The organism is uncultured Arthrobacter sp. (assembly GCF_947493765.1).
Lineage (GTDB): Bacteria > Actinomycetota > Actinomycetes > Actinomycetales > Micrococcaceae > Arthrobacter_D.
Window position 1 is genome coordinate 63,632 of record NZ_CANLSZ010000006.1, and the last position, 20,909, is coordinate 84,540.

The 20,909-nt window shown below is 69.6% G+C and carries 20 protein-coding genes and 1 tRNA gene; 11 read left to right on the plus strand and 10 right to left on the minus strand.

Annotated features, from left to right (window positions below; genetic code table 11):
* Positions 1-8: 8 nt before the first annotated feature.
* On the minus strand, positions 9-611 hold the full coding sequence (gene dcd, locus Q0747_RS10295) for a dCTP deaminase (protein ID WP_298254293.1): 603 nt from the start codon (positions 609-611) through the stop codon (positions 9-11).
* 45 nt (positions 612-656) lie between these two features.
* Positions 657-1,511 (minus strand): tryptophan 2,3-dioxygenase, encoded by an 855-nt coding sequence (locus tag Q0747_RS10300; RefSeq protein ID WP_298254295.1) that lies wholly within the window; start codon positions 1,509-1,511, stop codon positions 657-659.
* Positions 1,512-1,582: 71 nt separating this feature from the next.
* Here Q0747_RS10300 and Q0747_RS10305 point away from each other — a divergent pair, with 71 nt between their 5' ends.
* The 10 genes from Q0747_RS10305 (at position 1,583) to Q0747_RS10350 (ending at position 11,187) form a co-directional block, all read left to right on the plus strand.
* Positions 1,583-2,632, plus strand: coding sequence for a M4 family metallopeptidase (locus Q0747_RS10305; protein WP_298254297.1), 1,050 nt, complete (start codon positions 1,583-1,585; stop codon positions 2,630-2,632).
* Entirely contained in the window at positions 2,629-2,964 is a 336-nt protein-coding gene (locus tag Q0747_RS10310; RefSeq protein WP_298254299.1) for a protealysin inhibitor emfourin, read from the plus strand. Before Q0747_RS10305 ends, Q0747_RS10310 begins: the two co-directional genes overlap by 4 nt.
* Before the next feature lie 174 nt (positions 2,965-3,138).
* Positions 3,139-3,209, plus strand: a tRNA-Gly gene (locus Q0747_RS10315).
* A gap of 306 nt (positions 3,210-3,515) precedes the next feature.
* Positions 3,516-4,757: an extracellular solute-binding protein gene (locus Q0747_RS10320; RefSeq protein ID WP_298254472.1), complete on the plus strand. Its 1,242-nt coding sequence runs from the start codon at positions 3,516-3,518 to the stop codon at positions 4,755-4,757.
* Complete coding sequence (locus Q0747_RS10325; protein WP_298254301.1) at positions 4,754-5,761, plus strand: carbohydrate ABC transporter permease; 1,008 nt, start codon at positions 4,754-4,756, stop codon at positions 5,759-5,761. The genes Q0747_RS10320 and Q0747_RS10325 overlap by 4 nt, the downstream gene beginning before the upstream one ends.
* Positions 5,758-6,606 carry a carbohydrate ABC transporter permease gene (locus Q0747_RS10330; protein ID WP_298254303.1) on the plus strand — a complete coding sequence of 283 codons (849 nt, stop codon included), beginning with the start codon at positions 5,758-5,760 and terminating at the stop codon, positions 6,604-6,606. The genes Q0747_RS10325 and Q0747_RS10330 overlap by 4 nt, the downstream gene beginning before the upstream one ends.
* A 31-nt stretch (positions 6,607-6,637) precedes the next feature.
* Entirely contained in the window at positions 6,638-7,990 is a 1,353-nt protein-coding gene (locus Q0747_RS10335) for an ABC transporter ATP-binding protein (protein WP_298254305.1), read from the plus strand.
* A gap of 79 nt (positions 7,991-8,069) precedes the next feature.
* Positions 8,070-9,740 carry a helicase HerA-like domain-containing protein gene (locus tag Q0747_RS10340; protein ID WP_298254474.1) on the plus strand — a complete coding sequence of 557 codons (1,671 nt, stop codon included), beginning with the start codon at positions 8,070-8,072 and terminating at the stop codon, positions 9,738-9,740.
* A 46-nt stretch (positions 9,741-9,786) separates the two neighbouring features.
* Positions 9,787-10,161 (plus strand): hypothetical protein, encoded by a 375-nt coding sequence (locus Q0747_RS10345; RefSeq protein ID WP_298254308.1) that lies wholly within the window; start codon positions 9,787-9,789, stop codon positions 10,159-10,161.
* Between the two features lie 24 nt (positions 10,162-10,185).
* Positions 10,186-11,187, plus strand: coding sequence for a hypothetical protein (locus Q0747_RS10350; RefSeq protein ID WP_298254310.1), 1,002 nt, complete (start codon positions 10,186-10,188; stop codon positions 11,185-11,187).
* Between the two features lie 52 nt (positions 11,188-11,239).
* Here the strand turns inward: Q0747_RS10350 and Q0747_RS10355 are convergent, their stop codons facing one another.
* The 3 genes from Q0747_RS10355 to Q0747_RS10365 form a co-directional block, all read right to left on the minus strand.
* Entirely contained in the window at positions 11,240-12,649 is a 1,410-nt protein-coding gene (locus Q0747_RS10355; protein ID WP_298254312.1) for a rhodanese-like domain-containing protein, read from the minus strand.
* Between the two features lie 181 nt (positions 12,650-12,830).
* Positions 12,831-13,742, minus strand: a complete 912-nt coding sequence (locus tag Q0747_RS10360) for a sulfite exporter TauE/SafE family protein (RefSeq protein ID WP_298254314.1) — start codon at positions 13,740-13,742, stop codon at positions 12,831-12,833.
* Positions 13,739-14,395: a rhodanese-like domain-containing protein gene (locus Q0747_RS10365; protein ID WP_298254315.1), complete on the minus strand. Its 657-nt coding sequence runs from the start codon at positions 14,393-14,395 to the stop codon at positions 13,739-13,741. The genes Q0747_RS10360 and Q0747_RS10365 overlap by 4 nt, the downstream gene beginning before the upstream one ends.
* Before the next feature lie 124 nt (positions 14,396-14,519).
* Between Q0747_RS10365 and Q0747_RS10370 the strand changes: the two genes are divergently transcribed.
* Positions 14,520-14,777, plus strand: a complete 258-nt coding sequence (locus tag Q0747_RS10370; protein ID WP_298254316.1) for a metal-sensitive transcriptional regulator — start codon at positions 14,520-14,522, stop codon at positions 14,775-14,777.
* Positions 14,778-14,810: 33 nt separating this feature from the next.
* On the opposite strand, the gene Q0747_RS10375 is transcribed toward Q0747_RS10370, so the two are convergent.
* The 5 genes from Q0747_RS10375 to Q0747_RS10395 form a co-directional block, all read right to left on the minus strand.
* Positions 14,811-16,793 (minus strand): NHL domain-containing thioredoxin family protein, encoded by a 1,983-nt coding sequence (locus tag Q0747_RS10375; RefSeq protein ID WP_298254317.1) that lies wholly within the window; start codon positions 16,791-16,793, stop codon positions 14,811-14,813.
* Positions 16,790-18,931, minus strand: a complete 2,142-nt coding sequence (locus Q0747_RS10380; protein ID WP_298254319.1) for a cytochrome c oxidase assembly protein — start codon at positions 18,929-18,931, stop codon at positions 16,790-16,792. Before Q0747_RS10380 ends, Q0747_RS10375 begins: the two co-directional genes overlap by 4 nt.
* Positions 18,932-19,112: 181 nt before the next feature.
* On the minus strand, positions 19,113-19,391 hold the full coding sequence (locus Q0747_RS10385) for an HU family DNA-binding protein (RefSeq protein WP_148599648.1): 279 nt from the start codon (positions 19,389-19,391) through the stop codon (positions 19,113-19,115).
* A 186-nt stretch (positions 19,392-19,577) separates the two neighbouring features.
* Complete coding sequence (locus tag Q0747_RS10390; RefSeq protein ID WP_298254322.1) at positions 19,578-20,285, minus strand: Crp/Fnr family transcriptional regulator; 708 nt, start codon at positions 20,283-20,285, stop codon at positions 19,578-19,580.
* Between the two features lie 89 nt (positions 20,286-20,374).
* Positions 20,375-20,845 (minus strand): hypothetical protein, encoded by a 471-nt coding sequence (locus Q0747_RS10395; protein ID WP_298254324.1) that lies wholly within the window; start codon positions 20,843-20,845, stop codon positions 20,375-20,377.
* Between the last annotated feature and the right edge of the window lie 64 nt (positions 20,846-20,909).

Below are 20,909 nucleotides of genomic sequence, written 5' to 3' on the forward strand. Positions count from 1 at the left end.
TCCGCCGGTCAGCCGGCAGGTCGTCCGTCCGGTCCCGGGATCGCGGTGCGGTGGAAGTTCAGGTGACTGCGTGACGCCGTCGGGCCCCGCTGGTTCTGGTAGCGGTTACCGTACTCCCCCGACCCGTACGGGTGCTCCGCCGGGGACGTGAGCCTGAAGAAGCACAGCTGGCCGATCTTCGACCCGGGCCACAGCTTGATGGGCAGGGTGGCCATGTTGGACAGCTCGAGGGTCACATGACCCGAGAACCCCGGGTCGATGAACCCGGCCGTGGAGTGCGTGAGCAGCCCGAGGCGCCCGAGGGAGGACTTGCCCTCGAGCCGCGCGGCCACATCGTGCGGGAGGGTCACGGTCTCGTAGGTGGACCCGAGGACGAACTCGCCCGGGTGCAGGACGAACGCCTCGTCGGGAGCCACCTCCACGAGCCGGGTGAGCTCCGGCTGATCCTCCGCGGGGTCGATGTGCGCGTACTTGTGGTTGTCGAAGAGCCTGAAGTAGCGGTCGAGCCGGACATCCACGCTGGAGGGCTGCACCATCGCCGGTTCGAAGGGATCGAGGATGATGCGCCGGGCGGCGATGTCCGCCCGGATATCGCGGTCTGAGATCAGCACCGTCCAAAACTACCAGCCCTGCACGGGCCCTCCCGAGCGCCCGGGTCAGTGGCCGATCTCGGTGCGGACGGCGAACAGTTCGGGGAAGAACGTCAGCTCCAGGGCCCGCTGGAGGAAGCCCACCCCCGACGAACCACCCGTGCCGGTCTTGAACCCGATGGTCCGCGCGACGGTCTTGAGGTGGCGGAAGCGCCACAGCTGGAAGTTGTCCTCGAGGTCCACCAGTTCCTCGCACGCCTCGTAGATGTCCCAGTGGCCCACGGCGTCCTCGTAGACCTCCTTGTACACGGCGACGAGCGCGGGCGAGAACTCGTGGGCAACACTCACGTCGCGCTCCAGCAGGGTCTCCGGGATGCCGTACCCGCGCCGGGCGAGCAGTGCGATGAACTCGTCGTAGACGCTGCTCTGCCCCAGCAGCTCACGGAGCAGCTCCTGGGCGGCCGGGTCGGCGTCGAAGACGTCGATCATCGCGGCGTTCTTGTTGCCCAGCAGGAACTCCACCGCACGGTACTGGTAGGACTGGAAGCCGCTCGAGGAGCCCAGGTCACCGCGGAACTGGGCGTATTCGGTGGGCGTGAGGGTGGCCAGGACCGACCACTGCTCGGTCAGCGACCGCTGGATGTGCTTGATGCGGGCGATGCCCTTCATGGCGGCGCGCAGATCGTCCGACTGCAGCTTCAGCCGGACGGCACGGAGTTCGTGGAGCACGAGCTTGAGCCACAGCTCGGACGTCTGGTGCTGGATGATGAACAGCATCTCGTCGTGGTGCTCCGGGGAGCTCACGGGCCGCTGCGCATCGAGCAACCGGTCCAGTTCCAGGTACGAGCCGTAGCTCATCTTGTCCGAGAAGTCCCGCTCGATACCGCGCTCCAGCTTGCGGGTGTTCCGCTCCACGCTCATGCCCCCACCCTACGTGGCCCTGATTCCGTGGGCCCCTGGGTCTACGGTGGGACACAGCGAAGGAGGCCCCCATGCAGCAGATCCACTGCAGTATCGTCCCGCCGCACCTGCTGGACCGCATCGCCGCACTCGGTGAACCCCGGTTCGCCCCGGCGTCCCGGGCTGCGAGCCGCGCCCTGGCCGAACTGGACCCGGTCCTGCGGGCCCGCGCCGACGCGCTCCGGGCGCCGATCCGCCGCGGCAGCGCCGTCCCGGGCACGCTGACCCGGAGGATCCACGACGCCGGCAACCGGGAGGACCTGCCCGGCCGCCTGGTCCGGGAGGAGGGCGACCCCGCCACGGGCGACGTCGCGGCGGACGAGGCCTACAGTGGCCTGGGCGCCACCTACGACCTCCTGAGCGAGGAGTACGGCAGGTCCTCGATCGACGGTGCGGGCAAGGCCCTGCTCGCCACGGTGCACTACGGCTCCGAGTACGACAACGCTTTCTGGGACGGCGAGCAGATGGTGTTCGGCGACGGCGACGGCGAGATCTTCGGCCGGTTCACGGCGTCGCTCACCGTGATCAGCCACGAGCTGACGCACGGGTTCACGCAGTACTCCACGAATCTCGAGTACCAGGGCCAGTCGGGCGCCCTCAACGAATCGCTCTCGGACGTCTTCGGCGTCCTCGTGGAGCAGCGCACGCTCGGTCAGCAGGCGGAGGCCGCCTCGTGGCTCGTGGGCGAGGGCCTCTTCACGGCACAGGTGGAGGGCGTGGCGCTCCGGTCCCTGAAGGCGCCGGGCACGGCGTACGACGACGACGTCCTCGGCAGGGATCCGCAGCCTGCCACCATGGCGGACTACGTGGAGACGTCCTCCGACAACGGCGGTGTGCACATCAACTCCGGCATCCCGAACCACGCCTTCTACCTCGCCGCCACGACCCTGGGCGGACCGGCCTGGAAGGGCGCGGGGAACATCTGGTTCGACACCGTGGTCGACGGCGGGATCCCCGCCGACTGCGACTTCCCGACCTTCGCACGGGCCACCCAGGAGGCCGCGGCGCGGCGCTTCGGCGCGGGGAGCCGCGAGGCCGAGGCCGTCACCGGTGCGTGGGCGCAGGTGGGCGTGATGCCGTGAGGATCGAGATCACCCGATCGGGCGGCGTGGGCGGGCTCACGCGCCGTTGGAGCGTCGACGTGAGCACCACGGAGGCCGAACAGCGGTGGCTCCCCCTCGCCGAGGCCGAAGCGGCGGCCCCGGATCCGCCGGACGACCAGCGGGACCGGTTCACCTACGTCATCACCATCGGCTACACCGAGGTGAGCCTCCCCGAGAGCAGGCTCGAGGAGCCCTGGCGCGAGTTGATCGACCGCGCACGGGCCGACCCCACGGCACCGCACCCTGCTCCGTCGGACGACGTCCACCCGGCTCGCCCCGAGGAGTCCGGGGGCTCCACCCCGCCGTCGTAGCCGCACCTCCGCGGACGGTGCCACCTCCGCTGACGGTGTTCGAGCGCGCCCGGCGGTGTTCGAGCTCGCTCGGCGGTGTTTGAGCGCGCCCGGCGGTGCGGTAGGCTCGATCTCGTTGCTCGGCGGGTAGGCGCCGGGCGGCAGGGATCCGGGTCCACGACCGCCGGGTCCCACGCGGGCGTAGCTCAATGGTAGAGCGCTAGCTTCCCAAGCTCGATACGCGGGTTCGATTCCCGTCGCCCGCTCAGTTCCCCCTCGATGCCGGCATCCTCTGCCGCTGCACCCCCTCCGGAAATCCACCGCACTTCCGCTCTGCCCTGCCGCGGCGGGGCGTCGTCCGGCGACGGCGCGGAACCATAAGGGTACTGCCTAGCGGATTGATGCGTCAGGGCATATGGTCAAAAGCACGTCGGCCCGGCTGACGGTTCCATCGGGTCGGTGACCGGCCCGTCTACAGAGGATGTGGAGGCTCGGTACGTATGGCGACCAGTCGAAGAGCACCGAATACGGTGAAGAACCGCCCCAGGGCCGCGGCGCTGGCCAGCATCCTGATGGGCACACTCCTGGTGACCGGGTGCGGGTCCGGGGAATCGGAGAACACCCTGACCTGGTACATCAATCCGGACGCCGGAGGCCAGGCCGCCATCGCCGAGAAGTGCACCACAGAGGCCGATGGCCGCTACCGCATCGAGACCTCGCTCCTGCCCAGTGACGCCGCCTCCCAGCGCGAGCAGCTCGCCCGCCGTCTCGCGGCAGGCGACTCCTCGCTCGACATCATGAGCCTGGATCCGCCGTTCGTACCCGAACTCGCAGGCTTCCTCGCGCCGGTGCCCGACGACGTCGCCGAGGCCACCACCGAGAACGTGGTCGAGGGCGCCCTGGCCGGCGCCACCTGGAAGGACGAGCTCGTCACGGTGCCCTTCTGGGCCAATACGCAGATCCTCTGGTACCGGAAGTCGGTGGCGGAGGCCGCGGGCCTGGACATGACGAAGCCCGTCACCTGGGACCAGCTCATCGAGGCCGCCGAGGCACAGGACAAGGAACTCGGGGTGCAGGGCACCCAGGCCGAGTCGATGACGGTCTGGGTGAACGCCCTGATCGAATCCGCCGGCGGATCGATCGTCACCAATCCCGAGGCCCCCTCCGACGAGCTCGAACTCGGGCTCGTCTCGGACGCGGGGCGCGAGGCGGCACGGATCATCTCCACCATCGGCGACGAGAATCTGGGTGGGCCCGGTCTGGCCACCCAGAACGAGAACGCCTCGCTGGACCTGTTCCAGAGCGACTCGGGCTCGTTCATGGTCAACTACCCCTTCGTCTGGCCCGCGACGGTGGGCGCCGTCGAGTCCGGGACCCTGGACCAGGCGCTCGTCGACGACATCGGCTGGGGTGTTTTTCCGCGCGTGCTCGACGACGAGGCCGCTGCCCCTCCGCTCGGAGGCATCAATCTCGGCGTCGGGGCGGAGAGCGACGATCCCGAGCTCGCCTACGAGGCCGTCCAGTGCATCGTCCAGGTGGAGAACCAGGCCGAGTACTTCGTCACGAACGGCAATCCGCCCTCCAACACCGAGGCCTACGAGGATCCGCGCATTGAGGAGTCCTTCCCCATGGCCCCGGTGATCCGCGATTCCCTCCAGGACGCGGCGCCCCGTCCGCAGACACCGTTCTACAACGAGGTGTCCACGGGCATCCAGCAGCTGTGGGCCCCGCCGGGCGCGGTGGACCCGGACACCACCCCGGAGGAATCCTCCGACTTCATCACCGCGGTCCTACGAGGAGAGAGGCTGCTATGACCTCCGCCATACCCGCTCCACAGGCCGAGCCCACCAGCTCCCCGGAGACCACGCCGAGTGTGAAGACGCGGTCCACCCCGGAGAAGAAGGCCCGCCCGCAGTACAGCGACCGCGTCCGGGCCGAACGGCGCCTCGGCTGGCTGCTCGCCGGGCCCGCCTTCATCGTGATGCTGCTCGTGACGCTCTACCCGATCCTGCAGGCGGCCTTCGAGTCGCTGTTCCAGTTCCGCCTGACCACGCCGGACGAGCGCGAGTTCGTGGGCCTCGGCAACTACGCCGTGATCCTCACGGACCCCGTGTGGTGGCGCGATCTGGGCACCACCCTGATCATCACGGTGATCACCGTGGCCGTGGAGCTCGTGCTCGGTTTCGCCCTGGCCCTCGTGATGGACAAGGCCCTCAGGTCCATCAAGGGCGTCCTCCGGACCGCGATCCTGGTGCCGTACGGCATCATCACCGTGGTCTCCGCGTTCGCCTGGTTCTATGCCTTCGACATCAACTCGGGATACGTCAACTCCTGGTTCGACTGGCTCCCCGGCATCGACGAGAACACGAACTGGTTCGCCCAGACGGGCACCGCCCTGTTCGTGATCATGGCGTCCGAGATCTGGAAGACCACCCCGTTCATCTCCCTCCTGCTCCTGGCAGGCCTCGCGCAGGTGCCGGGCGAGCTCACGGAGGCGGCGAAGGTGGACGGTGCCACCTGGTGGGAGCAGATGAGCCGGGTCATCATTCCGAACATGAAGGCGGCGATCATGGTCGCCGTCCTCTTCCGGGCGCTGGATGCGTTCAGGATCTTCGACAACGTGTTCATCATGACCAACGGCGCCTACGGGACCGAGGTCCTGTCGCTGCTCGCGTACCGACAATCGATCAGCAGGCTCGAGATAGGACTCGGCTCGGCGGTGTCCGTGCTGCTGTTCCTGTGCGTCCTGATCATCAGCTTCGTCGCGATCCGACTGTTCAAGGTCGATCTCGCCGGCACCCAGGGAGGAAAGTCGTGACGAACTCCGGCACCAAGAACAAGGTCCTCTGGGCCATCGTCACGGTCCTCGTACTCGTGTACGCGCTGTTCCCCGTCATGTCCATCCTGGCCACCTCGTTCAAGGCGCCCAGCGATCTCACGAGCGGCACGTTCCTGCCGTCCTCGGGGACCGCCACCACGTCGAACTACGAGCAGATCCTCGTCGGCGACGCGCAGGGACTCTTCCTCTCGGCGCTGCGCAACTCGATCGGCATCTCGCTGATCGCGACGTTCATCGCCGTCGTGCTGGCCACCCTGTGTGCCTACGCGATCGCACGGCTGGACTTCCCGGGGAAGGGACTGGTCCTCACCACGGCCCTCGCGGTGTCGATCTTCCCCGTCATCTCCATCGTCACGCCGCTGTTCAACCTCTGGAGGACCATCGGGCTGTACGACACGTGGCTCGGCCTGATCATCCCGTACCTGTCGCTGACCCTGCCGATCTCCATCTGGACCCTGGCCGCGTTCTTCCGGCAGATCCCGTGGGAGCTCGAGCAGGCCGCCCAGGTGGACGGCGCCACGACGTGGCAGGCGTTCCGCAAGGCGATCGTGCCACTGGCCGCCCCGGGGGTCTTCACGACGGCGATCATCGCCTTCTTCATCGCGTGGAACGACTTCGTCTACGGGATCTCGCTGACCTCGACCGAGACGGCGCGCCCGGTCCCGGCCGCGCTCGCCTTCTTCACGGGAGCATCCCAGTTCGAGGCGCCCACCGGGGCCATCTCGGCCGCAGCGATCATCGTCACCATCCCGGTGGTCCTGCTCGTCCTCCTCTTCCAACGCCAGATCGTCTCGGGCCTGACCTCGGGCGCCGTCAAGGGCTGACGCCCTCCGGTTCAAGTAAAGGATTCGCACCATGGCTTCAATCACCCTGAATAATCTGGTCAAGAAGTACGGCGACGGCTTCCCCGCCGTGAACGACATCAGCATCGACATCGCCGACGGCGAGTTCATCATCCTCGTGGGTCCCTCCGGCTGCGGGAAGTCCACCCTGCTGCGCATGATCGTGGGGCTCGAGGACATCACCGACGGCGATCTCCTGATCAACGGTGAGCGGGTCAACGACAAGGCCCCGCGCGACCGCAATCTGGCCATGGTGTTCCAGAACTACGCGCTGTACCCGCACCTGACGGTCTACGAGAACATCGCCTTCCCGCTGCGGCTCGCCAAGGGCAAGCACTCCGAGGACCAGGTGAACAAGCTCGTCACCGAGGCCGCGGCCACGCTCGAGCTCTCGGACCACCTGCAGCGTAAGCCCGCGAATCTCTCGGGTGGTCAGCGCCAGCGGGTGGCGATGGGCCGGGCCATCGTCCGGCAGGCGGACGCGTTCCTGTTCGACGAGCCGCTGTCCAACCTGGACGCCAAGCTCCGCGGGCAGATGCGCTCGGAGATCTCCCAGATGCAGCGCCGGCTGGGTGTGACCTCGGTGTACGTGACGCACGACCAGACGGAGGCCATGACCCTCGGCGACCGCGTGGCGGTACTGAAGAAGGGCGAACTCCAGCAGATCGCCTCGCCGCGGGAGCTGTACGAACAGCCCGTCAATCTCTTCGTCGCCGGCTTCATCGGCTCTCCCTCCATGAACTTCCTCCCCGCCACGCTGGACGGGAACACGCTGCGGACGGCGCTGGGCGACCTGGAGATCCCGGCGGCCAAGGCCGAGAAGGCTGCGGGCAAGAAGGTGGTGCTCGTGGGTCTGCGCCCCGAATTCTTCGAGGACGCCCAGCTCGTGGAGGACCACAAGCGCTCCAACGGTGCCGTGTTCACCGCCACCCTGACGCACACCGAATGGCTCGGCAACGAGCAGTACGGGTACATCGACTTCGATCCGGCACCGGAGGTACGGGGCCTGCTCGACAATCTCGCCCGTGAGATGGACGCGGACGAACTGCGCCCGCAGATCGTGGTCACCCTGGACGCGGCGAGCCGTATCCGCGGCGGCCGGGAGGCCGAGCTGTGGCTGGACACGCGCAAGCTCCATCTGTTCGACGCCGAGTCCGGCGAGAACCTCACGCGGGATGCCGAAGCCGGAGCAGAGCTCACCCGCGAGGCCAACGAGGAGCGCGCCGAGGAGATCGCCACCGCACAGCAGGCCGACGGCGTCAGGGGCACCGGGACCGGCGGGACCGGACGCGACACCGAGGCTACGCCGACCGGGGCCGGCTCCTCAGGGGCCACCGCGACGGGCGGGAAGCACTCCGCGGGCTGAGACCCCCGGCCGGGATCCGGCTCTGTCGACGCGGGACCGTCGCCCCGGGGGCGACGGTCCCGCTGTGTATTCTGACCCTATGGCCGAACTCGACGTGACCGCGCAGCTCGCGGACATCACGGCCGGCTACGTCTTCGACGGACCCACCCTCGAGCTCGGGGCGGCCCTCGTGGACGGCGAGCTCCATGCCGACGCGCGGATCCGGTTGCCGCTGGCCATGATGAACCGGCACGGACTGATCGCCGGCGCCACGGGCACCGGCAAGACCGTGACCCTGCAGGTGCTGGCCGAGCAGCTCTCCACCCACGGGGTGCCGGTGTTCCTCTCCGACATCAAGGGCGATCTCACGGGCCTGAGCACACCCGGAACGGCGTCGGACAGGGTGAGCGAGCGCACCGCGAGCGTGGGCCAGGACTGGAGCCCCGCCGGCTTCCCCGTCGACTTCCTGAGCCTCGGCGCCCACGGCGACGGCGTCCCCGTCCGTGCGACCATTTCCTCCTTCGGCCCCCTGCTCCTCAGCCGGGTCATGGACCTCAACGAGACCCAGGAATCGAGCCTCCAGCTCGTGTTCCACTACGCCGACCGGAACGGGCTGGAGCTCTACGACCTCACCGATCTGCGCGCCGTCATCACCTTCCTCACCTCGGACGAGGGCAAGGACGCGCTCGCCTCGCTCGGGGGCCTGTCGAAGTCCACGGCCGGGGTGATCCTGCGGGAGCTCGTCACCCTCGAGGCGCAGGGCATGGACTCCTTCTTCGGTGAGCCCGAGTTCGACACCGCCGACCTGCTCCGGACGGCTCCGGACGGGCGCGGCATCATCTCGTGCCTGGAACTCGCCACCGTGCAGCAGCAGCCCCGCCTGTTCTCCACGTTCCTGATGTGGCTGCTCGCCGACCTGTTCGCCGAGCTGCCGGAGATCGGGGACGTGGACAAGCCGCGGCTCGTGTTCTTCCTCGACGAGGCGCATCTGCTCTTCACCGGCTCGTCCAAGGCGTTCCGCGAGTCCATCCAGGCGACCGTGCGGCTGATCCGGTCCAAGGGTGTCGGGATCTTCTTCATCACGCAGACGCCCGAGGATCTTCCGGGAGAGGTGCTCGGGCAGCTGGCCAACCGGGTGCAGCACGCGCTGCGCGCCTTCACCCCGGACGACGCGAAGGCTCTGCGCGCCACGGTGTCCACCTTCCCCATCAGCCCGTACGACCTCGAGGAGGTCCTGACCTCGGCCGGGATCGGGGAGGCCGTGATCACGGTGATGAACGACCGCGGCGCCCCCACTCCCGTGGCCTGGACCCGCCTCCGCGCCCCGCAGTCCCTCATGGGACGGGCACCGGAGGGCACCGTGTCCGCCGTCGTCGCGGCCTCGGCACTGCTGCCCCGCTACCGTGAGGCGGTCGACAGCCACTCGGCCGCCGAGAAGCTGACCGGACCGGCCGCGGCGGGCGCGGTGCCGCCGGTCGCCTCCCCGGGAAGCCCCGGCCAGGCGGGACCGTCCGCGCCGGGCTCCGATCACGACGACGAGGCGCGGCGCATCGAGGAGGACATCCTGGGCGTGCCTCCCCGTCCCGCCGGCTCAGGTGGGCAGCCCGCCGGTACTGAGCGCCGGCCCGGTCCTGCGCCCGACCGACGAACCCCCACGCCTCCCCGGGAGACCACCGAGATGGCCGATCTGGCGCTGCAGGCCGCCGGCGTGATCGGACGGGAACTGGCCCGTGGGCTCTTCGGCACCTCGCGCCGCCGCAGACGCCGGTGATCCCGGGACACGCGGCGCGTGCGGCGGTCACGGAGGCACCTCGGTGGTGGTGATCGAGATCCTGAGCTCCACCCTCACCGCACTGGGTCTGGGGCTGCTGCTCGCCGCGGTCCTGATCCGGCTGGTGTACGGCTCGTGGACCCGGACGGAGGCCATCACGTTCGACCTCGAGGGGCATCCGTACCTGCGCTGGCACGATCACCGGTACCGGATCGTCGAGGCGCTGTGGACCAGCCGGGTACGTGCGCGAGACGGTGACGGTGCCGCCCCGCCTCCGGGCGGCGAGATCGACATCTACTACCACGCCCGCAGGCCGCGCACCTTCTCGCTCCGGGCGCCCTACCGGGGCACCCGCGTCCTGGCCGTGGTCGGGCTCGGATGCGCCGTCGTCGGAACACTGCTGGGTTTCCTGCCCGGCTGACCGGCCAGCCGGTACCGTGGGAGGGTGCAGACAACCCCGGTCGTGAAGGTCACCGCAGCCTGGCTGCTCTGCCTCCTCCTGATCATCGCCGCCTTCGTGGCAGTGGTCGGCAGCCTCAACGCGAGGCTCTACAGCCCCGAGCACCGGGTGGATCTGTATCTCGATGCGCTCCGGCAGGGTGAGGGAGGGCGGGCGCTCGGGATCCTCAACGCGACGGTCCCCGACGGCTCGGATGCCAGCCTGCTGGACGGAGATGCTTTGCGGGCGTCGGCGGCGCCCCTCGAGGGCACCACGATCCAGGATGCCCTCGACACCGGCCAGGACACGGTCGAGGTCCCGGTGACCTACAGCGTCGACGGTGAGGACCACACCACGCTCTTCCCGCTCGAGCAGACCGGCACCCGATGGGGCGTCTTCGAGACGTGGGAGCTCGAGCCGAGTGTCCTGCCGACGGTCGGTATCTCCACGCGCCACGGCGAGGACGCGAGCGTCAACGGCGTCGACGTGGGGCTGCCGGGCGGCAATGCGGAGCTCGCCTCGTTCTACCCGGGGGCCGTGGCCGCCCGGTACGACACCCCGTATCTCGTCTCCTCCGAGGAACACACCGTCGTCACGGGAACGGGGTCACCGGCTCCGCTGGAGCTCTCCCCCGAGCAGACACCCGACCTGGCCCGCGCCGTCGACGACCAAGTGCACACCTTCCTCGACGCGTGCGCCGATCAGGCCGTCTTCCAGCCCGCCGGATGCCCGTTCGCCTATGTCACCACCGAGCCGCTGGCCGGCGACATCGTCTGGACCATCGAGGAGTACCCCACCGTGACGGTCACCCGGGAGGGCGACGACTGGACGGTCGCGCCCCTCGAGGGCTCGGCCCGGCTGGAGACGACGCTGCAGAGCTATTTCTCCGGCGCGGAGACGGATGTCTCCGACGTCGTCGATTTCAGCTTCGACGCCGATCTCGCCGTCACCGGCGACGAGGTCACCCTCATTCCCATCATCACCGTCACCGGCGACGTCAGCGGCTGAGGAGTCTCCCGATGATGAGTCCCCCGGTGAGGACCGGGGGACCCGCAGGCGATCAGGAGGTGGAAGCACCCTCCCGGTCCTGCTGCCAGGCGGTCCAGGCCGAGTAGCTGCCGTCGAGCTCGACGACGTCGTACCCGGCCCGGCGCAGGGCGCTCGCGGCCACGGAGTTCCTGAGCCCGCTCTGGCAGTAGGACACGATGGTCCCCTGATCGGGCAGTTCGTCGAGGTGCCACATGAGCCGGCCACCGTTGAGCTGGTGCGCCCCGGGGATGTGCCCGTCGCCGTACTCGCTGCGGCTGCGGACGTCGAGGATCATCGCGGGGTCGAGCTCCGACAGCTCGGCCGGCTGGACCAGGGCCGGCGTGGTGAGGGGCAGCCCGTCCAGGCTGGTCACGTACCCGGCGACGTGGTCGACACCCACCCGCACCAGGTGGTCCCACAGGTCCTGGGCCTGCTCCTGGTCGGCGGCGAGCAGCACGAGGGGATTGCGGTCCTGTTCGGGATTCACCACCCACGCCCCGTGCGTGGCCACTGATCCCCCGGCGGGGATGTTCAGGGAGCGCTCCACCGTGCCCTGGTGGATCTGGTCCGCGGACCGGGTGTCGACGAAGGTCACGGTGTCCGCTGCGAGATCAGCGGCGACCTGCTCGGGAGCCAGTTCCCGCAGCGGTGCGCGCTCCCCCATGACGGCGGGGCCGTCGCGGTTCTCGCGCTTCGTGCGACCGAAGTAGGCGTGGGCATCGGGCTGACCCTCGAGCAGTTCGTCGATGAAACCCTGCTCGTCGCCGGAGGCGAGGTAGGGCGCCCACCAGGAGTAGAGGCGTTCGTAGCCGACGGTCGAGGACGGGATGGCACCCAGCGCCTTGCCGCACGCGCTCCCGGCGCCGTGTGCGGGGTGCACCTGCACGTAGTCGGGCAGGGTCAGGAACTTCTCCTGCAGACTGCGGAAGAGCTGCTTCGCGCCCTCGAACCGCGTGTCCACGCCGCCGGCGGCCTCGTCGAGCAGGTCGGGGCGCCCGAGGTCGCCGGAGAAGATGAAGTCCCCGGAGAGGAGGTAGCCGGCCTGGTCGCTGAAGGCGCCGTCCGTCACGAGGAACGACAGGTGCTCGGGAGTGTGGCCCGGCGTGTGCACGGCCTGCAGGGTGATGTTGCCGATGGTGATGGTGTCACCGTCCTGGAGCCGCTCGCCCTCGAAGCCGTACTGCCAGTCCGTGCCCCCGGCCCCGGAGACGTAGATCGTCGCATCGGTCGCCGCTGCGAGCTCGCGGGTCCCGGAGAGGTAGTCGGCATGGATGTGGGTCTCGGTCACAGTGCCGATGGTCATGTTGTTCTTCGCCGCCAGCTCCTGGTAGACGGCGATGTCACGGCGGGCGTCGACCACGATCGCCTCCCCCGTGGCCTGGCAGCCGATCAGGTAGCTGGCCTGGGAGAGGTCCTCGTCGTAAATGCGTTCGAAAAGCATCTGGTGCGCTCCTTCGTCGGTGCTGTGGGGCATGTCCCCGGACTGTGCTGTGGGGCATGTCCCCGGACTGTGTGGTGATACCCCGCGGGGTATCTGTAGTTCCACTGTAATACCCCAGGGGGTATGTCACAAGGGGGTGGGAGGCCGGATCCGGGACGGGACGGTTCCGGCCACCCACCGGTCAGAGGGCGCGCGCCGCCGGGGGCGCACCGCGGGCGCCGAGGGGGCAGGACGGCGCCAGGTGCCTGCAGGCGAGCACGCCGGCGAGTCCGAGGACCGCGACCGTCACGGCGAGGACCGGGCGGAGCTCCTCGGGCGCCTGCTGGACGAGGACGAAGGCGCCCATGACCAGCACGAACCAGCCGAAGGCCTTGCGCAGGACGGTCTCCGGGATCCTGCCCGAGAGCCTCGCGCCGATCAGGGAGCCGACGATCGCGGCAGCCGTGACACCCAGGGTGAGCGCCCACGGGATGTCGACCGTGGTGAGGTACCCGGCCAGCCCCGCGAAGGACTTCATCGCGATGACCACCAGCGAGGTGCCGACGGCCACGGACATCGGGAGTCCGCCGAGCAGGGCGAGCGCCGGGACCACGAGGAAGCCGCCCCCGGCGCCGACCAGCCCCGTCACGAGGCCCACCACCGCGCCGTCGAGCAGGACGCGGGCCAGGGGGAGGTCATGACCGCCCCCGTCCTCCATGCTCGCGTGCGGGTCCGCCTGAGCGGAGGGCCGCTTCCTGCCGCGGATCATCGCCACCGAGGTGGCCACCATCATGAGGGCGAACGCGACGAGCAGAAACTGCCCGGGGATGAAGCCCCCGAGCAGCCCGCCCGCGAAGGCGCCGGCCATTCCTGCAGCTCCGAAGATCAGGCCGGTACGCCATCTGACACGGCCGCTGCGGGCGTGGGAGACGGCACTCACCGCCGAGGTCACCCCCACCACGAACAGCGAGGCGGCGATCGCCTCCTTCGCTTCGAATCCGGCTGCGTAGACCAGGATCGGGACCGTGAGGATCGACCCTCCCCCGCCCAGCACGCCCAGCGACAGCCCGATCAGGATCGACAGCGCGAGGACGAGGACCAGGGTGGTGCTCACGCCGCGTCGGCCCCGTCGCTGATTCCCGGCGCGCGCCGCGAGCCGACCGGCAGGCCGAGGATGGCGCTCTCCCGGGTGGGCTCCTGTGCTGCCCTGTTCCAGGGCATCACCGCCAGCGCCCGGCCCATGGCGCAGGTGTTCGTCGCGGCCGAGAACGTCAGTCCGGTGCCGATCACGCCGGCGACCATGCGGATCCTGGGGGAGACGAAGCGCCCTCCGGCGAGACCTGCGATCACGAGGGATCCGGCCGCCATACGGACCTGTCGCTCGAGATGCCAGCGGACCGGCCCGCGCTTCACGCCGCCACCTGCGGCTGCGTAGCCGGGTACGCCGCCGGCCAGGACCCGGAGGTCGGTGACACCCGATGCGGCGAGGCGCTGCCGGGCCTGTTCGGAGCGGACACCGGACTGGCACACCAGGACCACGTAGCTGCCGAGCCGGGCGGCGAGCTCGTCCGGGTGCTCCAGCAGGAGGGGCAGCGGCACGTTGAAGGACCCCTCGATGTGCAGGGCCTCGAATTCGGCCGCCGACCTGACGTCGAGGACGAGGAGGTCCGGCCGCTCGGAGATCGAGCTCTGCAGCTCAGCGGGTGACAGGGCTCCCGGGGCGGCGGGCTGGGACGTGGTGGAGCCGGGGATGGTGGGGGCGCTCATGGGAACCTCTCGAGAACAGCGGGGATGGATACCCCCTGGAGTATTCCCGACGTTCGACTATGCCGTCAAATACCCACGGGGGTATAGTGGAGAGATATCCTGCCGCAACCCCTGGAGACTCTAGATGCAACTCGATCCCACTGAACTCACCCCCGTGATCAACCGGCTCAAGCGGGCCCAGGGCCAGCTGGCGGCCGTGACGCGCATGCTCGAGGAGGGCAGGGACTGCAAGGACGTGGTCACCCAGATGGCCGCCGTGTCCAAGGCCCTCGACCGGGCAGGGTTCGCCATCATCGCCAGCGGACTCGAGCAGTGCATCGTCCAGGAGGACGCCAGCCTCGACAGGAAGGAACTCGAGAAGCTCTTCCTCAGCCTCGCCTGAGGCGCCCGCCCGGCGCCCCGGGGGAGCCGGGCGTCAGTCCAGGCCGCGCAGTTCCAGTGTCAGGGTGCTCTCCCCGTCGCCGGAGACGACCACGGGGATCCCCCAGTCCTGCTGGTACAGGTGGCACGCCGCATGATCGGGGATCTCCCCGCCCGGCTCGCCGTCACAGGACGCCGCCCGCGCGGTGATGTGCAGGACGCCGTCGCCCACCTCCGGCGAGAGCACCACCTCCCGCGTCAGCCCCTGGGAGGTCCCGCCGCCGGAGACGATCAGCGATTCCGGTGACGAGCTGATCTTCAGCTGCGTGGGATCGCCCCAGCGGTCGTCGAGCTTCTGGCCGGTGGGGGCGGTGAACCGGACCGTGACGGCAAGGGGCCCCTCGCTCACCGGTGTGGTGGGCCGCTGGGTACGGGAGGCCCCCTCGTCGACGGCGAGCGCCTGTCGGGGCAGGGGCGTCCGCACGAGCTGATGACTGTTGGCCTCCACCACGATGAGCAGCGGATCCCCGCCGTCGGCCACCGGGCCCAGGTCCACGAGCACGTCCGACGGCTCGGCCAGGCCGCGCAGCAGCGTCGACACCTCGCGCGTGGACGGGTCGTAGCGGCGCACGGCACCGTTGTAGGTGTCGGCGATCGCGACGGAGCCGTCGGGGAGCGCGGTCACGCCCAGCGGGTGCTGCAGCCGCGCCTGCTCGGCGTCGCCGTCGCGGAACCCGAAGTCGAACAAGCCGGTCCCGATGGCCGTACCCACCCGGGTCCGGATCCGACCGTCGATCTCCTCGAACGTCAGGGAGCGCACGGCCGAGGTCTCCGAATCGGCCACCCAGAGGGTGCCATTGCCGTCCTCGGCGAGTCCCGAGGGCTGCGCGAACCATGCGGTGGAGGCCTCGCCGTCGAGCAAACCCTCCAGTCCGGTGCCGGCCAGGACGTCGACGGCGTGGGTCCGGGGGTCGTAGCTGAAGATCTGGTGCGTTCCCGCCATCGCGATGACCACACGCTCGAGGACGGACGAGTACACCACGTCCCAGGGGGAGGACAGCGAGACGTCCAGGGCGTCGGTGCCGAGGTGGGTCTCGGTCAGCCGCGGCGCCTCGCTCTCGGCTCCCACCTCGCGGGCGTTCTCCTGCAGCCCGGCCCTGGTGTGGTTGCCGGAGTCCAGCAGGCGCTGCGTCCCGTTGCCGGCGAGCGTGGTCACCCGGCCGGTGGCGAGGTCCACGCCCCGGAGCCGGTGGTTCACGGAGTCGGCGACGACGACGTCGTACCCCACCTCCGCGGCCAGCGCGGTGGGGAGCAGGGCAAGGCCCTGCGGTTCGTTGAACTCGGCCTCGGTGGACCCGCCGTCGGAGAAGCCCTTGGTCCCCGAGCCGATGGTGCGGCGCACCGTGGTCAGGTCGGCCTCGAGCTCCACGAGCCGGTGGTGTCCGGTGTCGCCCACGAGGAACGTCCCGGCCTCGCGCAGCGCGAGCAGCTTGCCGGGGAACTTCAGCGCGCCGGCGGTGCTCGGGGCCGCGACGTACGGGCCGTCCCCCCGGTGCAGGGTGCCCTTGGCCTCGTGCTCGACCACCAGTTCCTCGACCAGCGACGCGAGCCCTGCCGCATGGCCCTCGCCGGAGAGATGCGCCACGATGTAGCCCTCGGGGTCGATCACCACGAGCGTGGGCCAGGCGCGGGCCGTGTAGGCCGCCCAGGTGTCGAGCTTCGGGTCGTCCAGGACGGGGTGCCGGATGTCGTAGCGCTCGACGGCGGAGGCGAGGGCCGCCGGGTCCGCCTCGTGCTCGAACTTCGGCGAGTGCACGCCGACGGTGACGAGGACGTCCGGGTAGGCCTGCTCCAGTGGACGGAGCTCGTCGATGACGTGCAGGCAGTTGATGCAGCAGAAGGTCCAGAAGTCGAGGATCACGATCTTCCCGCGCAGATCCTCGAGCTGCAGCTGCCTACCTCCCGTGTTGAGCCAGTTCCGCCCGGTCAGCGCTGAGCCGCGCACCCGGTAGCCGGTGCGCGTGGTGGTCTCGGTCATTCATCGTCTCCTGCTGTGCTGGTCCGCGCTGCGGACGGGGGCCGGGAGCCCCGGGGTCCGACGTCGCGCGCGGCGAGATCGGTGAACATGCTGTTGTAAGCCGCGAGATCGGCGTCGTTATTCCTGTCCGCCGCGCGGTCCGTCCGCTTGGTCTCCCGGGCGTCGGAGCGCGACCACATGACGGCGACGCCGATGGCCAGCAGGAGCGTCGGGATCTCCCCGACCCCCCATGTCACGGCCCCGCCGACCTGCTGGTCCGCGAGTGCGGAGCCGCCCCAGTCACGGCCCATGTTGCCGAACCAGGAGGCCTGCAGGAGGGAGGTCGAGCCCATGAGCGCGACGCCGAAGAACGCGTGGAAGGCCATGGTCGCGAAGAGCAGCAGGATCCTGAGCGGGTACGGGGCGCGGTACGGCACGGGATCGGTCCCGATCATCGAGAGGACGAAGATGTACCCCGTGAGGAGGAAGTGCGTGATCATCAGCTCGTGCCCCACGTGCTCGCGCAGGGCGAAGCCGAACAGCGACGAGTAGTAGAAGACGATGATCGACGCCACGAAGTTCCCGGCCGCGAAGAGGGGATGCGTGATGAGCCGCGACGGCCACGAGTGGACGATCGCGAGGATCCATTCCCGGATGCCGCGCGTCCCGTCACGGCGCGCGCCGAGCGCCCGCAGCGCGAGGGTCACGGGTGCACCCAGGACCAGGAACAGGGGGACCACCATGGTCAGGGCCATGTGGTCGATCATGTGTGCGCTGAAGAGCACCATGCCGTAGACCGCGGGTGCGCCGGAGGTGAAGTAGGTCAGCAGGACCAGGCCGAGGAGCCAGCTGACGAGTTTCAGGACGGACCAGGAATCGCCCCGGCGACGCAGCTTCAGGACCCCCGAGACATAGGCGACGCCGAGGGTCAGCGCGACCGCGATCCACAGCCAGTCGGGGCGCCACTCGGTGAACCAGCGGGAGAGGGTCGGCTCGGGCGGCAGATCGTACCCGGTGAGGATGCGGGCGGGCCCGGCCTCGGTGGGGAGCACCTCGGCGCGCGGCGGAGCGGTGCGCCCGAGGGCCCCGGCCACGCCGAACACCGCCCCCATGACGAGGAGCTCGACCGTGATGAACTGCCAGAGCACGCGCCGCGCCGAGAGGGAGGAGGCCGCGGTTCCCTCCGGAGCCTCGAGCTGCGGGATGATCCACTGCCGGTGCATCCAGCCGATACCGCCGAGGAGCAGTGTGGCGACGGTCTTGAATGTGACCAGCAGACCCCACGACGAGCCGAGCTGTGCCAGGTCCGTGATGCGCAGGCTGGCGTTCACCACACCCGAGGCGACCACGAGGAGGAAGGCGAAGCCGGCCAGTGCGGAGAACCGCTTGAGCACCGGGAGCGCCTGGTCACCCAGCTTCCCGCTCACGACGGCGAGGGCGATCAGGCCGCCGGCCCACAGGCACACGCCCACGAGGTGCAGTGCGATGGAGTTGACGGCCGCATTGTGGTCGTCGCCGCTGGCGGAGTGACCGATGAGGGCCATGGGGAGCAGGTTCAGCAGCGCCAGCACGAGTGCGAGGCCCAGACCGACCTGCGAGCGCACACCGAAGAGGACGGTGGCGAGGACGGCGGAGACGATCGCGGTGACCAGCCAGGCGCGCCCGGTGGAGAAGTCCGTCAGGAAGGCCGCGAGGCCCTGCGTGTAGGTGGGGTCGGAGCTCAGGGGCAGCCCTGCCGCGTCCGAGTAGGTGAAGATCAGGACGCCCAGGGCTCCGACGGTCCAGCCGACGGCGGCGACGGAGGCGAGGAGGAGCGCTCTCGAGAGCGCGGGGTGCTCGGCTGCGCCCTGACGCGGCTTGCGGCCGTTCTCGCCGACCTTCAGCGGCAGCAGGACGACGGCGAAGACGAGGGCCCCGATGGTCCCGGCGGCGGCGGTGTTGGTGAGCGCCTTGGCCACGGGGAGGCCCCAGCGGGTCAGCGCACCGGGGTCGCCCAGCTGCCGTGCCGCCGCAGCCCCCGAGTAGAGCAGACCGGTGACGAGCGCGGCCAGGAGCACGACGCCGGCGAGCACCAGCCAGCCCGCGCCCACGGAGCCTCCGGGCGGGGGCTGGACGCGCGTTTCGTGCGGCGTTCTCGCAGTGGTGGACACGTACACCATTCTCTACCCGGAGTAGAAATAGGGCCAATCTCCAATGGGCCGCGATCAGCGGTCCCGGAGGGCCCGGGCGGGCACCGGCGCGGGTCACGCATCGATGCCGGTGGAACGATGCCGGTGGAGCGACGCCGGTGGAACGACGGAGGACCGCTGCCATGAGCGGCAGCGGTCCTCCGGAAGAGTGCTACTTGGCGGAAGCCTTGAGCTTCGAGCCCGCGGTCAGCTTGACGCTGTGGCCGGCGGCGATCTGGATGGTCTCCCCGGTCTGGGGGTTGCGTCCGGTGCGCGCTGCGCGGCTGGTGCGCTCGACGGCGAGCCATCCCGGGATGGTGATCTTCTCGTCCTTCGAGACGGAGTCGGCGAAGACCTCGAACAGGGCGTCGAGGACGCCGTTCACTGCAGCCTGGCTGGTGTCGGCCTTCTCTGCTACCTCGGCAACGAGTTCACTACGGTTTTTTGCCACGTCAGATCCTCCTGGAAGTCTCTCTTCGGAATGAGCTCTTCGGTCGTCGAAAAGCCTCTGTCCGAGAATCTATCAGCTTGCAGGGCCTCTCCCGCGTGTTCACGCGGCTTTTCGGCGTGATCGACGGGCGATGACAGGCCGGAGCGCACCCTGCGGCGCTCTCGGTCGGGGGGCGGACGGGCCGCGTCAGAAGGTGCTGCGGGAGATACGCCGGAGGCCGTCCACATCCTGGATGGTGATGCGGCCCCGACCCTGTCTGATCAGGCCGCGGCCCGCGAAGTCCGCCATCGTCTTGCTGGTGGCCTCGCGAGTGGCACCGAGGAGTCCTGCGAGTTGCTCGTGCGTGAGCCTCACCGCCCGGACCTGGGTGAACCTGGTGCGGGGTGCTGCCCCGTCGAGGGTGAGGAGCGTCGCGGCGGTCCTCGCGGTGAGGGGTCGCAGTGCCATGTCCGTGAGCCGCTCCTCGAGGCGTACCACCTGTTCACCGAGCAGGCGCGAGATCTTCACGGCGATCCCGGGGTTGGACAGGAAGTGTTCCTCGACGTCGGCCGCGCTGAGCTGGCAGACGACGGATGTCTCGATCGCCTCCGCGTAGTTGTCGTACATCTGCTGGCCGATCAGGAGCATCTCCCCGAAGACGGCGCCGGGTTCGAGGATCGCGATGGTGAGGGTCTTGCCGTCCTCGGCGACGCGGAAGATCCTGATTCTGCCTTCCTTGAGGATGAACAGGGCGGTGACGGGCTCGCTCTGGCTGAAGACGAGCTCACCGCTGCTGAACAGTCTCGGCGGTGACGCCCGGTCGATGGCCGCCATGTCCTGCTCGGTGAGGTCCGAGAAGATGTCGACGGAACTGAGGCAGCTGAAACGCTCTCCGGACTCGGTCAACGGATCCACCTCCCGTTCATGCGGCGCCCACCCCGCGGCCGCGGGCGTGGCCGCCGACAGGATCGTTCTCGAGCAGGTCTCGCTCAACTCGCGGTCGGTCACCGGCGTCGCAGCACTCCCGCTGCGATCAGTCCCAGAATAAGCCCGTAGACGAGGTGCCCCATCAGTGAGGCGAGGGACGCGTCACCGAGCGTGAGGACCGGCATACCCAGCGCCGCCGGCATCAGCAGCAGCGGGCCGACGACCCACCACAGCGCTCCGTACAGGACACCGACCAGTACGCTCCGGAGCGTACCGTCGAGCAGGCCCGCCGCCGGGAGGGTCAGGGCGAGCCCGATCAGCACCGAGATGAGCAGGTGGACGACGAGACCGACGGCGACCGAGGTCGACCCGACGAGGGATGCGATCATCGGGAGCATGCCCATCATGAACATGAGGGCACCGAAGACCGCACCTCCGCCGAGGCCGCCCAGAACGCCTGCGAGCAGTCGCCGGCCGATCGTCGGCCGGGCCGGGCCGGGCCGGCCGGTATCGGGTGTCCGCGTGGATTGTGCGTGTGAAGCGGTCATGATGCTCGCCGTCCTGGTCCGTGGTGTCGGGATGGGTCCCTCCGGTCACAATGCTCGCGCCGAG

Bases quoted from the DNA above. Each gene is read 5' to 3' on its own strand.
- Q0747_RS10320 (WP_298254472.1), top strand. From the start codon at position 3,516: ATGGGCACACTCCTGGTGACCGGGTGCGGGTCCGGGGAATCGGAGAAC.
- Q0747_RS10335 (WP_298254305.1), top strand. From the start codon at position 6,638: ATGGCTTCAATCACCCTGAATAATCTGGTCAAGAAGTACGGCGACGGC.
- Q0747_RS10370 (WP_298254316.1), top strand. From the start codon at position 14,520: ATGCAACTCGATCCCACTGAACTCACCCCCGTGATCAACCGGCTCAAG.
- Q0747_RS10340 (WP_298254474.1), top strand. From the start codon at position 8,070: ATGGCCGAACTCGACGTGACCGCGCAGCTCGCGGACATCACGGCCGGC.
- Q0747_RS10305 (WP_298254297.1), top strand. From the start codon at position 1,583: ATGCAGCAGATCCACTGCAGTATCGTCCCGCCGCACCTGCTGGACCGC.
- Q0747_RS10375 (WP_298254317.1), bottom strand. From the start codon at position 16,793: ATGACCGAGACCACCACGCGCACCGGCTACCGGGTGCGCGGCTCAGCG.
- Q0747_RS10380 (WP_298254319.1), bottom strand. From the start codon at position 18,931: ATGGTGTACGTGTCCACCACTGCGAGAACGCCGCACGAAACGCGCGTC.
- Q0747_RS10355 (WP_298254312.1), bottom strand. From the start codon at position 12,649: ATGCTTTTCGAACGCATTTACGACGAGGACCTCTCCCAGGCCAGCTAC.
- Q0747_RS10325 (WP_298254301.1), top strand. From the start codon at position 4,754: ATGACCTCCGCCATACCCGCTCCACAGGCCGAGCCCACCAGCTCCCCG.
- Q0747_RS10300 (WP_298254295.1), bottom strand. From the start codon at position 1,511: ATGAGCGTGGAGCGGAACACCCGCAAGCTGGAGCGCGGTATCGAGCGG.
- Q0747_RS10395 (WP_298254324.1), bottom strand. From the start codon at position 20,845: ATGACCGCTTCACACGCACAATCCACGCGGACACCCGATACCGGCCGG.
- Q0747_RS10365 (WP_298254315.1), bottom strand. From the start codon at position 14,395: ATGAGCGCCCCCACCATCCCCGGCTCCACCACGTCCCAGCCCGCCGCC.